Consider the following 16,266-nt stretch of genomic DNA (forward strand, 5'->3'; position numbering starts at 1 on the left):
GATTGGGCATCATGCGCAGTGCGGCCCATATCCATCATCTTTCCCGACGCGGAGTAACTGGAATGCTGATGGGGAAACTCGAAGTCGCCTCACTCATACCGCTCAAGCAGGATATGTCCGGCTCTGCGCAGTTCAGCACGGATCGACTCCGGCTCCAGGACCGTGATGCGGACGCCACTGTTGGTATATTGCAGAGCCCACCAAATCGTTGACCACGGAGTCGCCTTGACGGTCACCTCATAAACGCTGTCACCGACCTGCGTGGCCTGCGCGTCGGGAAACCAGTCGAACACCGGTTCGAGACCACCTTCGACACGCAGTCGCACCGGTATCGCAGGACCCGGAGATGGATAGGGACGTTCATCCATGAAGGCTGTGAGATCGATCGGAGCCCCGCTCTCGTCGGTGAAGCTGTCGAACGAGCGATCCAGTGTGTGGTCGTTTCCATCAACCATTAGATCACGAATGCGCTCGACGTGCAGATAGGCCAGATTGTCGTAGGGTTGGAGATGGCAGATGAGATAGTACTTCTCGTTCTTGTACCGTAGATCGTACGGGTCGGCGGCATATTCCCTCGGACGGCCATCCTCCCCGAGTCTGGGCACGAGCTCGCCACTGACATCATACGTGCAGTAGTGGAAGCGGATGCTCCGCTCATGGGCGATGGCGTCATTCAACCGTTCGATGTTGTTGAGGAACTCCCGATTGTAGTGCTTTGGAGTCATCAGCGGTCCACGTATGCCGAGCTGGTCGGAACGGCCGGCGAAGGCGTAGATCTTGGCGACCAGATCCTGAATGTACTCCCCGTCCGAACGGGACAACGCCGCACCGTCGGCGAGCAGCCGCATCTGTGCGGTGTCGAACACCGGCTCGATGTACCAGCCGGGACGAGGATCGGGACTTTCCGCATCCTTGAGGTCGCCTCTCTCTATCCGATCAACCTTGCGACCGAATGGCCGCATCTCCCGCAGTGCGTACAGATGTCCCCTGATCGTCTTCACGGTGATGCCGAGCTGATCGGCCAGCCATGCGGCGGTGACTCCATGCTCGCGATCTGTGTTCTCGTCAAGCAGTTCCAAGATCCCGATGATGATCTCCGACCGAGAACCGCCCTTGCGCACCGAATCTCGTTCCATAAGACACATCCTTTCGGCATGGTCGACCGAATCACAATTGAAACATGGACGACCGGTAGAAAACTACCCGTTCATTATATGTCCTCTGATACTGACGATACGGGTATTCACCCACCGGAAAAGACAGGTGATGCGTCGCCAGCCATAGCGCCCAGCCATAACGCAACGGCTCCCCCATCGACGGAATCGTTGGATGAAGGAGCCGCGAATTACCCTCTCAGTTGGCGCTCAGACCGAAGGCTCTGCTTCCACTGACTAGTAGCAGATATAGAGGGAAGCATACCGCCCAATAATACAGACGGTCACTGGGCCACAGGAATAACTCCCAGCTCGTCCAGTGTCTTTTTCTCGAAATCGAGCATGTTGTCTAATGCCTTACGGAGTTTATTCTTGACGCCCTCGACGTCAACATCATCAGCGTTAACCGTTTCAGTCTCGTCTATACGCGCAGGAATGGATTTGACGACACGATAATGGCTGTCAGGACTGATTTCAGGGTTCCGGGCTTTCGCAACTCTCCGCAACGATTCCATCGCCTGAATGACATCTGAAGGTTGACCGAAAGGACCAAGTTCCAGCTTTATGGTAGGTTTCAATAAAGTTGGATAAACCCAGTAATGATAGGTATCGCTGGGATTACCCCACGTCCCTGCCCGGGAACGGTCATTATGCAGGTATGCATCCATGCCGGCAGTATGGAACGACAGGTAGACTCCGGTGAAGTCCAAGGGAACACAGTCGGAGAACCTGCCGGATTTCTTATACTCGTTGAGTACGGATAGGTAGATTCCGCGAAGATAACCGGCGACGCCGGCTTGTCCGGCGCAACGCTCGTTGACCAAGTCAAATACCCCGCGATATCTTCCATACAGCTTCGACGCAAGCTCGTCCAGTTCGTCATCTTCCATGATGTTCTCCTTCTTTAGAAGTGAAATGTAGTCCTCTATGCAGATACGAGCACGGCCATTGGCATATGGGATCAGAGATTCCATCACTTCAGCCAACGAAGAGTATGAAAATGGCAGCCACACTGAAGGGTTTTCGCTCTGTTCATCCGGAGGCTCATAGCCGGCAGGAGTCAACAACACATACAGCCGGTAACGATATTCCCCATACATATGCTCGGCATATCGATGGTATCGATCTAGCTGTCTGTCATGCAGACCGGAAAAAATCTTGTTCTCGACACACACCACCAGACGATTATCCTGAGTGCGAATCAGGAGGTCAATATTTGATTCGGATTCACGAACGACTTTCAGCTCCGTCAGGTCATCGGCGGCCAACGAGGCAAACCCTCCTGAAGGGTTTTCCTCGAAAAGCTCGGCAAGTAGTCGCCGTATGAACAAATCACCCAACCCATGCGGATTGGAAGGATTCAGAAGCCATGCAAGGAAGGCCGAGTGACGAATTTCGGCATGTCCCAAGTTCACGGCTTCAAACACATTAGGACGATTCAATCGAGAATCCAGTGCAAGAAAATCGTCATCCGCGAGCATCTTCATCGCTTGAACTTCGATTGATGATTGTTTGTCTGACATATAGCGTACCTTCAACCTTGAACGAATCATAACATCTCATTAAGAGATTACATTACTTATGAACTCAAGTCAAGCAGATATTCGCTATAGATAAACTTAGTGCCCCACAGCGGCATCGCTCTATCATTACTTATCACTTGAATGTGCCGCTTTCATCATTGTATGAATTCACTTCCACCGGTAGAAATCTACCTGCTAACAAAGCGCTCCGCGATACTGGAACTGGGCATGATCGCAATCATTCGTGGACTTCGTGTGATTGACGGGATGTCTGCACGAACGGCTGCGGAGACATACTCTCCGTCTACAGGGAATTGAGGTGCGTTTCATGATGTTCTGTCGTCATTGTGGTGCGAATCTGCTTGGCGACGCGATGTTCTGTGTGAAATGCGGAACGAGATCCGCCGTCGCATCCGACGACCTCAGGGAACCGTCGCCGACAGCTATGCCTCATTCGGTCAGGATGCTTTCTTTGGGGCGGATGTCCTCCGCTCAACTGATCAAACTGCTCACATCGCTTGACGAGCAGTTCGCACGGATCGACGCGATAGAGAACGGCATCCGATCCGCCTATGAACTCATGAGGAGAAACAAGACGGAATACGACATCGGGCTGGCCTGTCTACTGTTGTCCGGACTCATCGGTGCGGGCGCACTACACTATGCGATCATCTGCGAGCCGTGGAACCACCAGGATCCGGTCTTCGTGCTGATCGCATGCGCAATCGGCATCATCCCGCTACTCGTCGGCCTGAACCAGCTCAGGGTGTTCAAACACAACGTCGAAAACTTGCTTCCTGCGCTATATCCGGCAATCGCCACCGACGAGCGGACCATCGCCGACATCCGCAAGACCATGCGGCCAACCCTGCTACTGCTGCCCGCCTCCTGCCGCAACGGGAAGGCGAACGCCTACATTCTGCAGATGCTCATATGCGGACGCGCCGACGATTTCAACACCGCTGCCAGCCTGTGGGAGGAATACGACCATCGCCGGAGGCTGGAGCAACTTGAATGGAACAAGGTTCAGGAGACCCGGAAGCAGACTATTGCGCTCGTCATATCCGCCCTCGCCCAAGTCAGTCAGGCATTCGAGGCGAAACGACAGACCAGAACACTACAGGATCTACGAAACGACCTGAATAACCGACATTGAGGAAGACAACAACATGAATATGAACGACCAGTATTCACCGGAACGCGACCAACTCCGCGTACAGGTTCTGAAGATACTCGCTATTCTCGTGGCGATGCTGCTTATCATGGCCTTCGCCACCACACTGTACAAGCTCGATCAATCCTGGACATATAACAACGGCATCAGGATCACGAGCCCCGAACAATCATCGACGTACGTCAACGTCAACGACCACGGCTCCACTCGGTCTATCCCGAATAACGTACGGTGAGTGTGCGTCTGCATACGTCCCTCGGGGTGATAATCACGTTATCACCCGTTTTCGTATGCTGGGCGAGACTAACCATACGAAAACGGGTGATAGTGTGATTACCACCCCGATCCACGTACGCTGAATGCAACTGAGCGTACGGGATCAGAGATTGGGATGCATATTATCCCGATCTCCGTACGCTACTCATGCAAGAGCGCCTTATCAGATGGCGGAGTCAGAGAATCCGACCAGTTCACTGACCGCAGCAGTGGTCGAGGCACTCCTTGATACGGGTCTTGAGGCACTCCGGCGCCTCGTCGGGGCGCAGGTAGGCGCGCAGCGCGGCGATCATCGCCTGCTCGCGTTCGGAACAGCAGGTCGACGGGTCGAAACAGTCGCCGTCCGCCACGCCATCACACGCATCGGCGTCGTAGATGTCGGCGTCGTCCGCATCGCTGATGCGCACCTCCGTATGACTGATATGACTGACCACGCCGTCGGCCGATGTGCGGGTGATGGAGATATGACGCACATGCTCCACATGTCGTCCGTTCATCGCATCTCCTTCCTTCGCTTCGAATGCGGGGCTTCGTCGATTCCGTCGATTCCACGGCCCCTCAGGGAGGCATCATCTTCATTATCGCCGGAATCAAGTCCCCGAAGCGGTTTTTCACCGGACTTTGCCTTCGGCGAACCGGATGGCGTCGAGACTGCGGACGCATTACCGGACTTACCGGACCTTGCCTTCGATGAACCCGACGGCAGCTGCGTGCCGTAGCCATGCTCGCGCGCGTAGGAGGCGAGCTCGCGCTTCAACTGCGTGCGCGCACGGTTGAGTCGGCTCATCACCGTACCGATCTTCACACCCTGCTCGTCGGCGACCTGCTGGTACGACTTGCCGTCGATCGCCGCGTCGATGAACACCTGCCGGCGTTCCGGCGACAGTTTGGACAGGGCCTGCATGATCTCCTCGGGGGCGAACGCGTCGAGGTACTCGTCCTCGGCGGACTTGAGCCCGTCTGAGGTGTGCTCGGAGGCCTCGTAGATGTCCCAGTCGTCGTATTCGCCGTCCGCGTCGTTGGCGCGCTGCGGCCTGCGCTTGGCCTTCGCGTACTGGTTGAAGTAGGTGTTGCGTTCGATCGTGGTCATCCACGCCTCGAAGTTCGTGCCCTCCTGGAACGAGTCGAACGCCTTGAATCCCTTCTCGAACGTATCCTGCACGAGATCCTGCGCGTCCTCCGGGTTGTTGGTGAGTCTCATCGCCTGCCGATAGAGCGCGTTGAGCGCCGGCATGGCGAGTCGTTCGAACCGCTCGCGCCGTTCGGCGAGAGTCTCGTTCGTCGCGGTCCCGTTCGTCTGTGTGGTCACGTCCGCCCATTGTAATCGGCTCGTCGCTCGTATACTGGGAACGGTTTATGGATGTTTGAGAAACCGTCCAGAGGTCTCCCAGAATCGTCGCGCACAGTGGGAGCGACATCGTCGGGTGCCTTCCGGACAGCACCTGCACCAATCGCCCATCACGCCGAAAGGACCTCCCCATGGCTCTGACCCTCGCTTCCGCCGCCGAACTGCTCAACCGGCATCATCTGCTGCGGGAGGTGATCCACAGCGACTCGTGGACGCTCGACACCGACGGCATCGACGGCGCGGACGCACCGTTCGCCTCCATCACCTACGACACCCGTCAGGTCGGCGAGGGATCGCTGCTGGTATGCAAGGGACGCTTCAGGCCGGAGTTCCTCGACGGCTGCGATGAGAGGGAACTCGCCGCGTACGTGGCCGAAACCGACCTGTCCGAACGCACGAAGGCGCCCGGCCTGATCGTCGACGACGCACGCAAGGCCCTGGCCCTGCTCGCCACCGAGTTCTACGGACGCCCGCAGGACGAGCTCACGCTGATCGGCATCACCGGCACCAAGGGCAAGACCACCACCGCGTACTTCACGCAGGCGATCCTCAACGCGTATTCGGGCGGCCGCTGCGCGCTCTTCTCCTCGGTCGACAACTGCCTCGACGGCCACACCTACGTCGAATCGGATCTGACCACCCCCGAATCGCTCGACGCGGTGCGCATGATGCGCGAGGCGGTCGACGGCGGCATGCGCTACCTCGTCATGGAGGTCAGCTCCCAGGCGTACAAGGTGCATCGCGTCTACGGGTTCACGTTCGACGTGGGCGCGTTCCTCAACATCTCCCCCGACCACATCTCCCCGATCGAGCATCCGACGTTCGAGGACTACCTGTACTGCAAGCGCCAGATCACTGCCAACTCCCGTACGCTGATTCTCAACGCCCGCGCGGACCACGCCGATCTGATCCGTCAGGATGCGGCCGCCGCCGGCGTGCCGGTGCGCGACTTCGCTCTGCTGGACGAGCCGGCCACCGAGTCGGCCGCCAATCCTGACGCTTCCGGCGTCGATGCGACCTCCTGGCCCGCCGACGCCTCGCACGACTCCTATCTCATGCGTCTTGACGGACATGATCTGGGCCGATACCGTCTGCATCTGGTCGGCGACTTCAACTACGAGAACGCCCTCGCCGCGGTAAGCATCGCCCACGCCGCCGGCGTGCCCGCGGATGCGATCGAAACGCTGCACGCGATGGAGCCCACGCGCGTCTCGGGACGCATGGAGCTCACCCGGGACGAGGACTCCGACACCGATGTGATCGTCGACTACGCGCACAACTACACCTCCGTCAGGGCGCTGCTCGACTTCGTATACGAGCGCTGGGGCGGCAACGGCGAACACCCGTACATCACACTCGTCGCCGGATCGGCCGGCAACAAGGCGTACGACCGCCGCCGCGAGATCGTCGAGGCGGCGCAGGACCGCATCGCACGGTTCGTGTTCACGGCCGAGGACACCGACACCGAGCCGTATGAGGACATCTGCCGCGACATGCGCTCCTTCGTGACGAACGACCGGGTCGCGACGACCACGATCATCGACCGTGTCGCCGCCATCACCGACGCCCTGGACGAGGCTCGCGCCCACCCGCGCAGGCATGACGTGGTCCTCGTCATCGGCAAGGGTCACGAACGCTGGATCAAGGATCTCAACAAGCACGTGCCGTACGAGGGCGACGACCGGGTGGTCGCGCGTCTGCTCGGCGCCTGATTCCGCATGATCCATCTGAACCGCCTGCCCCGGGAGGGGATGCAGGCAACCGTTGATGAACATCGGATGAACACATCCGTGGAGTAGTATCGTGCGGTGACGCACGCGAGACCCGCGCGCCGCACGACACTAGGAGTACACGCCATGCCCACCACGACTTCGCCGCTGAGCCTCGCCTCCGCGGCCAAGCTGTTGGAAGATCACCACCTGCTGCGCGAGATCATCACGCCCGAACGCTGGACGCTCGACGCCACGCATCTGCCGGACGCCGACAGGCCGATCCCCGCGATCACCTACGACACCCGCCAGGTGCGCGAGGGATCGCTGCTGTTCGTCAAGGGCCGGTTCAAGCCGGAGTTCCTCAACGGCATCGACGAACGCGGACTTGCCGTCTACGTGGCCGAGGAGGATCATTCGGACCGCACGAAGGCCGTCGGCCTGATCGTCGAGAACGTGCACAAGGCGATGAGCCTGCTCTCCGCCGAGTTCTACGGACGCCCGCAGGACGAGCTCACGCTGGTCGGCATCACCGGCACCAAGGGCAAGACCACCACCGACTACCTCACGCACGCGATCCTCAACGCCTATTCGGACGGGCACGCCGCGATGATGAGCTCGATCGCCGTATGCCTCGACGGCCGCACGTTCTCCCCGTCCCAGCTCACCACCCCCGAACCGCTCGACGCGTTCCGCATGATGCGTCAGGCGGTCGACAACGGCATGCGCTACCTCGTCATGGAGGTCAGCTCCCAGGCGTACAAGATCCAGCGCGTATACGGTCTCACCTTCGACGTGGGAGCCTTCCTCAACATCTCCCCCGACCACATCTCCCCGATCGAGCACCCCACGTTCGAGGACTACTTCCACTGCAAGCGCCAGATCATCGCCAACTCTCGCGCGATGGTGATCGGCGCCGACTCGGCGCATGTCGGCCTGCTCTTCGAGGACGCGGCCGCGCACGACGTGCCGGTGACGACGTTCGCGCTGCATGATCCGTCCGACGGCCATCACACGCCCGTCGACGTCGTCGTCGCCGCCGATCCGAGCCTCAAGACCGGATTCGTCGTCGCCTGCGACGGCAAGGCCCTCCCGTATGAGCTGGACATGCTCGGCGAGTTCAACTTCCTCAACGCCGCCGCCGCGATCACCATCGCGATGAAGGCCGGCGTGCCGTTCGGCGACGAGGCCATGGCCGCCGTCGAGACCGTGCACGTGCCGGGCCGCATGGAGCGTTTCATCGCCTCCGACGGCATGCACGTGTACGTCGACTTCGCACACAACTACCTGTCCACCAAGGCGCTCGTCGACGAGATGATCCGCGTGTATGGCGAGCGCGATCCGCGCATCACGCTGGTGTCCGGCACCACCGGAGGCAAGGCCATCGATCGGCGCGAGGGCATCGTCAAGGGCGCGCTGGGCCGCGCCGAGTCGTTCATCTTCACCCTTGACGATCCGAACTTCGAGGATCCGCGCAAGATCTGCGAGGAGATGGCCTCGTTCGTCCCCGACGACGGCAGGCAGCGCGTGAACATCATCGTCGACCGCGAGCAGGCCATCGTCACCGCGATCCGCGAGGCGCGCGAATCCACCGACCGCGACGGCCGCTTCAACATCGTGCTGGTCATCGGCAAGGGGCACGAGACCCGCAACATCATCAACGGCAAGGCGGTCTACTGGCCCGGGGACGCGACCATCGTGCGCCGCGAGCTCGGCCTTGCGGCCGCGTGACGCCTTCCGATGCGTTTTCCATCATCACAGTTTTCCATCGTCACACATGGAGTAAGGTGAGCAACCATGACCCGATTTCAACCGATTCTGCTCGGTAGCGACATCAACGTGTACGGCATGGCCCGTGCATTCCATGAGGAGTACGGCATCGTCTCGGACGCCTACGCCTACTTCCAGCTGAGCCCCACGAAGTTCAGCAGGATCGTCAACGTCCACATCGTGCCCGATTTCGACAACTTCGTCACCTTCCGCGACTTCATGCTGAGTCTCGGCAAGCGGATGAAGGCGGAGGACCCCGATCGCGCGCTGCTGCTCATCCCCTGCGGCGACGTGTACGCGAACCTCCTAAGCCAGTGCGGCGACGATCTGCGCAGGTACTTCGTCTACAACACCCTCGACATCAGGCTGTCGCGCAAGCTGGCCTACAAGGCCACCTTCTACCAGCTGTGCGAGCAGTACGGGCTGCCGCATCCCAAGACGAAGACCGTCACCGCCGAGGACGTCAGGCTCGGCGCGTACAAGGACCTGCCCTTCGACTACCCGGTGGCCATGAAGCCGGCGAACTCCGTGGAATGGCTCAGCATCGACTTCGAAGGCCGCCGCAAGGCGTACATCTTCGACAATCCGGACGATCTGGACGTGATGATCCGCCGCGCCTACGACGCCGGATACAAGTCCGAGATGGTCATCCAGGACTTCATCCCCGGAGACGACTCACGCATGCGCGTGCTCAACGCCTATGTGGACCATCACCACCGCGTGCGCATGATGTTTCTCGGCCACCCGCTGCTCGAGGACCCCTCCCCCGTGGCGGCCGGCAACTACGCGGCGATCATCCCCGACTTCAATCAGCAGGTGTTCGACCGCATCAAGTCGTTCCTCGAGACCATCGGCTATGAGGGCGTCGCGAACTTCGACATGAAGTACGACGAGCGCGACGGCGAGTACAAGCTGTTCGAGATCAACCTGCGTCAGGGCCGCTCCAGCTACTTCGTCACGCTCAACGGGTTCAACCTCGCCAAATACTTCGTCGACGATCTCGTCGAGGACACGCCGTTCGACGGGAACACGGTGTTCGGCCGCGGCTCGAAGCTGTGGCTGGAGATCCCCCGTTCGATCTTCACCGACTACGTTGCCGACGGCGAGGACAAGGACCGCGGGATCGCGATGATGAAATCCGGCGACTGGGGCACCACGCTCGAGTACTCGAAGGACATGAACCCGCTGCGCTGGCTGATGATCCGGCACATGTTCTCGATCTATAAGAAGAGCTATGCGAAGTACTTCAAGCAGAAGGGCGATTTGAAGTGAGAAGACCGTTCTTCGCCGTCCTCGGCGGCATGGGATCGCTGGCCACGGAAAGCTACGTGCGTCTCGTCAACGCTGGCATCCACGCGACCTGTGATCAGGACTACCTCGACTACGTCGTGTTCAACGATGCGGGCGTGCCCGATCGCACCGCGTTCATCACCGGACAGTCGGACGACGACCCATTCCCCGTGATCGCCGACGACATCGACAAGGCCACGGCCATCGGCGCGAGCTTCATCGTGCTCACCTGCAACACGGCCCACTACTTCTACGATCAGTTCCAGGCCCTCACCCCCGTGCCGATCCTGCACATGCCGCGAGGCGCGGTGGCTCGTCTCGCCTCGCGCTACCCGGCCGACCGCTTCCCGCGCCTGGGATTCCTCGGCACGATGGGATCGCGCGCCTCAGGCGTGTACCGTCAGGCCGCCGAGGAGGCCGGATACGAGTTCATCGAACCGGACGACGAGCTGCAGGATCGCATCACGTCGCTGATCTACGACGACGTCAAGGGCGATCGCGGGCTCGACCGGGGCCGATACGAGGCGGTGCTCTCCGCCATGCTCGACCCGGCCGGCTCGTGCCGCGCCGACGCGCTCGTGCTCGGATGCACCGAGCTGAGCGTGCTCAACGAGGCGTTCCCGATGCCGCAGCTGCCGCTTGTCGACGCGCAGGCGGTGCTGGTGGACGATACCATCACGCGCGCGAAGAGACTGCGGCTATCCTGATCAGGCGGGGTTGGTGATGCGCTGGCTGATGACGGCGGTGACGCCGTCGGAACGCATCGTGACGCCGTAGAGGGCGTCGGCGATGGACATCGTGCGCTGCTGGTGCGTGATGACGATGAGCTGGGCGTGCTCGCGCAGCCTGTTCAGCGCGTTGAGCAGACGCGTCAGATTCACGTCATCCAGCGCGGCCTCGACCTCGTCCATCACGTAGAACGGGCTGGGGCGCGCGGTGAAGATCGCGAACAGCAGCGCCAGCGCGGTCAGGGACCGTTCGCCTCCGGACAGCAGGCTCAGTCGCTTCACACGCTTGCCGGCGGGACTCGCCTCGACGATCACACCGGTCGTCAGCATGTCGTCGGGGTTCTCGAGACGCAGTCTGCCCGTGCCGCCGGGGAACAGGGTGGCGAACATCGACTCGAACGCCTTGGCGGTGTCGTCGAAGGCGGTGCGGAACACGCCGACCATCGTCCTGTCGAGTTCATCGATGAGTCCCATCAGATCGTCGCGGGACCTTGCCACGTCGTCACGCTGCTCGTTGAGGTACCGGTTGCGTTCCTCGAGCGCGGCGTACTCCTCGACCGCCAGCGGGTTCACCTTGCCCAGGGCCGTCAGATCGCGCTTCGCCTTCTCGAGGCGACGCTCCTGCTCGGCACGCACATAGGGCGTGGTCCGGTAACGGATATCTGCCGCATCGTCCGCGTCCGTATCATACGCATCATCGTCGGGCGTCTCCAACGGAATCGGCGCGCCGGTCTCGTCAAGCACCGGCACCGGCCTGTCGGGGCCGTATTCTGCGATGAGATCCTCGACGCCCATCGCGAGCTCGTCACGGATCCTCGCCTCCAGCTGGTCATGCTCGGAGGCGAGCCGCTCACGCACCACGTCGAGCTCGTGTTCGCGCGCGGCCAGCTCGCCCACCGTTGGCTCGATGGCGTTGCGTTGTTCGCGAAGGGCCCTGAGCTCCTCGTTGCGGCCGGAGGCGGCGGCCTGCAGTCTGTCGCGGCGATCCACGACATCGGCGATGGCCTCGGCCACCAGCGTCTCCGCCCCTCGGGCGTCACGGGCCACGTTCCGGGCCTGTTCGGCCTGCTGCCGGCGTGCCGCGTTCACCGTCTCGACACGGGCGCGGCGTTCGGCCGCCTCCTTCGCATTGGCGTGCAGCAATCCCGCCTGACGGGCCAGCGATTCGGCCTTGCGGCTCGATTCGGTCCACGCGATACGCGCCGCCGTCTCCTGATCGCGCGCCAATGAAAGCGCCGACTCCAACGCGCGCTCACGCTCGGTGAGACCGTCGACATCGGCATCGCCGTCATCGGCGTGACCGGCGGCCTCGAGCATCCCGTTCAGATCGTCGAGACGCTCGCGATGCGATGCGCATTCGACGTCGATGCGTTCGATGCGATCCTTCAGGTCGGCGATGCGTCGTTCCAGAGCGGCGACGCGATCGTTCGCCTCCTTGAGCGATGCCTCGGCCTGGCGGGCCCTGAGACGGCGTTCCGTGCGCCGCTGCACCGCCTGATCGACCATACGCGCGGCCTCGTCACGTACCGCCTGCGCGCTCTTCACCTCCGCATCGAGCTTCGCCAGTTCGACGTTGAGCTCCCTGACCTGCTTCAATGCGCGATTCCGCTTGGCGTTCAACGTCAGATCGCTCTGTGACAGCGAGGAGCCTCCGGACGCGGCCACGCCATCGGCGAACACCTCACCCTCGCGGGTGACGGCGTGCATGCCGGGCCGTGAGGAGGCCGTATCTGACACCATTCGCTGTGCGGTCTCGGCATCTTCGGCGATCACATAGTCACCGATCAGCGCACGCACCGCGTCGACGACGCGTGCGGCGAGCGCGGGATCGGACGCGTCCGGATCGGCCTCGATCAGGGAGGCAAGGCTTGTCGCAGCGGTCTTATCGGATGCGGACGCCGGCACGGACGAAGCAGGCGCAGACGAAGCAGACGCGGCTTCGCCGGACGCGTTGACGACCACGGCCCTGCCGAGACGGTCGACGCGTGCCCGTTCGAGTGCGTGCAGCATGTGCGTTCCATCGGGTACGACCAGCGCACTGGCGTACCGTCCGAGCGCATGCGCCACGGCCTCCTCCCAGCCGTCGGCCACATGGATGAAATCGGTGAGCCTGCCCAGCACGCCGGCCTGAACATCGGATTCGAGCGCGCCTGCGGCGTTGCGGTTCTCCAACGTGTCCTTCAGCGCGTCGGCCTTGGCCTCCAGTGAGATCACCCGTGCGCCGAGCTCCCGGCGCCGGTCGAGCAGTTCGCCCAATGCGTCGCGGCTGTCGGCGAGGCGCGTGTGCGCCGCGTCCAGCGCCTCGGAGCCGTCGTCGCCGTCCGGATCCGACTCGCCCTTGAGACGGGCACGCAGCCCTACCGCCTCGCCATGCTCCTCCACCAGCGCGGCCAATTGGGTTTCGAGGTCCCTGACCCGACCGGCGCCCAGCTGCACGGCGCCCTCCTCGCGAGCGATCATCTCGCGCAGGCCGGCGATGCGCTCGCCCCGCTCCTGCTGGGTACGACGCAGTTCGATCAGGGTCTGCCGGACGGCTGCGAGCCGCTGCTCGTCGGCCGCACGCCCTTCGGTGGCCTTGTCGAGTGCGATCCGCGCGTTGTCGGCCACGGCGGACTGCGCGGCCGCCTGCTCGTCGAGTTCGACGGCGCGATGCTCGAGGATCGTCGGATCCTCCCCCGGATTGTCGATCACCTGACGAAGCAGGGAGTCGCCGCGCTCATCGGCGAGCGCCGACAGCGAGCGCAACCGCTCCTGGATCTGCATCAGGGAGCGCCATGTGCGATTCAGCCGGTCGAGGGCCGGACTGGACGAGCTGATGGAGGCCTCGGCCTGCTCGATGCTCACCTTGATCCGGGCGAGGCTGCGGCGTGACGCGGTGAGTTCGCCGCGCACGCGGGTGAGCTCGGCGCGCACGTCGTCGCGTTTCGCCGTCGAGGTGACGGCGTCGTCGGCGTACAGGCGGGATTTGGCGTCGCGCAGCGTGATCTGGATGGCGTCGGCGCGGCGGGAGACTCGCGCCTGCCGTCCGAGCGGGCCCATCTGGCGTCGGATCTCGCCCAGAAGGTCGTCGAGACGACTGAGGTTGGTCTCGGTGTTGGCGAGCTTGCGCAACGCGCGTTCCTTGCGTTTGCGATGCTTGAGGATGCCGGCGGCCTCCTCGATGAAGGCGCGGTGTCCTGCTGGGTCGGCCTTGAGGATCGAATCGAGGCGCCCCTGACCGACGATGACGTGCATCTGCTGGCCCAGACCGGTGTCGCTCAGAAGCTCCTGGATGTCGAGCAGGCGGCATGGCGAGCCGTTGATCGCGTATTCGGAGCCGCCGTTGCGGAAGATCGTGCGCGAGATCGTGACCTCGTCGTAGTCGATGTCCAGCGTGTGGTCGGTGTTGTCGATGGTGAGGCTGACCTGTGCGCGTCCCAATGCGGGTCGGGAGGACGTGCCTGCGAAGATCACGTCCTCCATCGAGGCGCCGCGCAGGTTCTTCGCGCCCTGTTCGCCCATGACCCAGGTCAGGGCGTCGACGATGTTCGACTTGCCTGAACCGTTGGGGCCGACCACGGCGGTGATGCCGGGCTCGAAGCGCAGGGTGGTTGCGGATGCGAAGGATTTGAAGCCTTTGAGGGTGAGTTCCTTGAGATACACCTAGTTACTCGTCCTTGTTCGTCGCTTCCTCGTCGGACTGCTCGGCGTCGAAGTCCGTCTCGTCGGTGATGTCCGTGTCGTCGGGGTCGACGACGGGCTGGTGGATGCTCATCGCCTTTTTCATGACGGGGCTCATGTGCTCCTTGAGCATGGTGCGCGCGTCGCCCGCGGTAACGAAGCTGCCGCAGATGAGCACGCCGTGGCCGTAGCCAACGCCGAGATCGTCGGCTTCGTCGACGAGGTTCACGGCGGTCTGGATCGCGTCGGGCAGTTCCGGCTCCTTGATGACGCGGTCGCGGCCGAACACCTCCACGGCGATCTTCTCCAGTTCGTCGGCCGGCATGACGCGGTCGCGCCACGAGTTCTCGGTGACGACCACCTGGCTCAGGATCGGCTCGAGCACGCCCAGATACTCCTCGACCTGCTTGTCCTCCATCATGGCGATGACGCCGACGAGCTGTTCGAAGTGGTAGTTCTCCTCGATGGCGGCGCGCAGCGATTCGGCGGCGTTCACGTTGTGTCCGCCGTCGACGATGATGGTCGGCGAGGTGCGGATCTGCTCGATGCGTCCGGGGATCTTCACGCCGGAGAGCGCCTCGGCGACGATGTCGCCGTCGAGCGCGCCGGAGACGGGGATCACCGCCTCGCAGGCGGCGAGCGCGGCGAGCGCGTTGTGTGCCTGATGCTCGCCGAACTTGGCGATCGGAACCTCCTCGTACGTGCCGAGCGGGGTGTTGAGGGTGACGACCTGACCGCCGACGGCCGGGGTGCGGGAGACGACCTCCATCTCGTAGCCGTCGCGCACCAGCTTGGCGTGGTTGCGTTCGGCGGCAGCTTCGAGGATCGGCATGACGGCTTCGGCGTGGGGCTGCGGGCCGATGACGGCGGTGCAGTCGGGCTTGATGATGCCGGCCTTCTCGGCGGCGATCTGCTCGACGGTGTCGCCGAGCCACTGCATGTGGTCCATGTCGACTGGTCCGATGATCGCCGCATCGGCGTCGAGCACGTTGGTGGCGTCCCATGCGCCGCCCATGCCGACCTCGACGACGGCCACGTCGACCGGGGCGTCGGCGAACTTCCAGATGGCCATCGAGGTGAGCACCTCGAAGAAGCTCATGCGCGGCTTGCCCTGCTCGCTCATCTGCTTGTCGACCATGGCGACGAGATCCTTGATCTGATCCCACGCGTCGATGAAGTCGTCGTCGGACAGCTCCTGTCCGTCGATGGCGATGCGTTCGTTGATCTTCTCCAGATGCGGCGAGGTGTAGAGGCCGGTGCGCATGCCGTAGGCGCGGCAGATGGCCTCGGCCATGCGCGCGGTCGAGCCCTTGCCGTTGGTGCCGGTCACGTGGATCACGCGGAACGAGTCCTCCGGGTGGCCCAGCAGGTCCAGCATCAGATTCATGCGGTCCAGATCGAGATTGGTGGTGTTGTGCTCCGGTGGCCGGCTCATGATGTCCAGCTCGACGTCCTCGATCGACTCCCCGTTCCTGTTCGGATGTTCGAATGACATTCCTCTACGCTCCCTGCTGTGCTTCACTGTGCTCAAACCACACAATGATAGCCGATCGGCAGTCCGACCGACATCCCCAACGGAGAAACCCGAACGTCCGTCAATCCGGCGTACAGTGGTCATGGGCGAAGCTCACGAT

General features: G+C 62.3%; 11 protein-coding genes and 1 pseudogene. 6 read left to right on the forward strand and 6 right to left on the reverse strand.

Features of this window, described 5'->3' with window-relative positions; translation table 11 throughout:
• Window positions 1-89: 89 nt before the first annotated feature.
• On the reverse strand, window positions 90-1,121 hold the full coding sequence (locus BCAL_RS03475; protein ID WP_238549610.1) for a helix-turn-helix transcriptional regulator: 1,032 nt from the start codon (window positions 1,119-1,121) through the stop codon (window positions 90-92).
• Window positions 1,122-1,438: 317 nt separating this feature from the next.
• Window positions 1,439-2,677, reverse strand: coding sequence for a PDDEXK-like family protein (locus tag BCAL_RS03480; RefSeq protein ID WP_160268298.1), 1,239 nt, complete (start codon window positions 2,675-2,677; stop codon window positions 1,439-1,441).
• Between the two features lie 328 nt (window positions 2,678-3,005).
• On the opposite strand from BCAL_RS03480, the gene BCAL_RS03485 reads away from it, so the two are divergent.
• Both BCAL_RS03485 and BCAL_RS03490 read left to right on the forward strand, forming a co-directional pair.
• On the forward strand, window positions 3,006-3,833 hold the full coding sequence (locus BCAL_RS03485) for a zinc ribbon domain-containing protein (RefSeq protein WP_238549614.1): 828 nt from the start codon (window positions 3,006-3,008) through the stop codon (window positions 3,831-3,833).
• A 13-nt stretch (window positions 3,834-3,846) separates the two neighbouring features.
• Complete coding sequence (locus BCAL_RS03490) at window positions 3,847-4,086, forward strand: hypothetical protein (protein WP_043166998.1); 240 nt, start codon at window positions 3,847-3,849, stop codon at window positions 4,084-4,086.
• 235 nt (window positions 4,087-4,321) lie between these two features.
• On the opposite strand, the gene BCAL_RS03495 is transcribed toward BCAL_RS03490, so the two are convergent.
• Complete coding sequence (locus BCAL_RS03495) at window positions 4,322-4,624, reverse strand: hypothetical protein (RefSeq protein WP_043167000.1); 303 nt, start codon at window positions 4,622-4,624, stop codon at window positions 4,322-4,324.
• The gene (locus tag BCAL_RS03500; protein ID WP_081887240.1) at window positions 4,621-5,361 is read right to left on the reverse strand and encodes a sigma-70 family RNA polymerase sigma factor; all 741 of its coding nucleotides are present in this window, start codon (window positions 5,359-5,361) and stop codon (window positions 4,621-4,623) included. Before BCAL_RS03500 ends, BCAL_RS03495 begins: the two co-directional genes overlap by 4 nt.
• Before the next feature lie 245 nt (window positions 5,362-5,606).
• On the opposite strand from BCAL_RS03500, the gene BCAL_RS03505 reads away from it, so the two are divergent.
• The 4 genes from BCAL_RS03505 (at window position 5,607) to BCAL_RS03520 (ending at window position 10,951) form a co-directional block, all read left to right on the forward strand.
• On the forward strand, window positions 5,607-7,187 hold the full coding sequence (locus BCAL_RS03505; protein ID WP_043167001.1) for a UDP-N-acetylmuramoyl-L-alanyl-D-glutamate--2,6-diaminopimelate ligase: 1,581 nt from the start codon (window positions 5,607-5,609) through the stop codon (window positions 7,185-7,187).
• 144 nt (window positions 7,188-7,331) lie between these two features.
• Window positions 7,332-8,915 carry a Mur ligase family protein gene (locus BCAL_RS03510; protein ID WP_043167003.1) on the forward strand — a complete coding sequence of 528 codons (1,584 nt, stop codon included), beginning with the start codon at window positions 7,332-7,334 and terminating at the stop codon, window positions 8,913-8,915.
• Between the two features lie 66 nt (window positions 8,916-8,981).
• Window positions 8,982-10,226: a carboxylate--amine ligase gene (locus BCAL_RS03515; RefSeq protein WP_043167004.1), complete on the forward strand. Its 1,245-nt coding sequence runs from the start codon at window positions 8,982-8,984 to the stop codon at window positions 10,224-10,226.
• A complete protein-coding gene (locus BCAL_RS03520) occupies window positions 10,223-10,951 on the forward strand; it encodes an aspartate/glutamate racemase family protein (protein WP_043167005.1) in 729 nt (242 codons plus the stop codon). The genes BCAL_RS03515 and BCAL_RS03520 overlap by 4 nt, the downstream gene beginning before the upstream one ends.
• Here the strand turns inward: BCAL_RS03520 and smc are convergent, their stop codons facing one another.
• Both smc and BCAL_RS03530 read right to left on the reverse strand, forming a co-directional pair.
• The gene (smc, locus tag BCAL_RS03525) at window positions 10,952-14,614 is read right to left on the reverse strand and encodes a chromosome segregation protein SMC (RefSeq protein ID WP_043167006.1); all 3,663 of its coding nucleotides are present in this window, start codon (window positions 14,612-14,614) and stop codon (window positions 10,952-10,954) included.
• Window positions 14,615-14,621: 7 nt separating this feature from the next.
• A pseudogene (locus BCAL_RS03530) lies at window positions 14,622-16,127 on the reverse strand (bifunctional folylpolyglutamate synthase/dihydrofolate synthase); the annotation flags it as partial.
• Between the last annotated feature and the right edge of the window lie 139 nt (window positions 16,128-16,266).

This window comes from Bifidobacterium callitrichos DSM 23973, assembly GCF_000741175.1.
GTDB lineage: Bacteria > Actinomycetota > Actinomycetes > Actinomycetales > Bifidobacteriaceae > Bifidobacterium > Bifidobacterium callitrichos.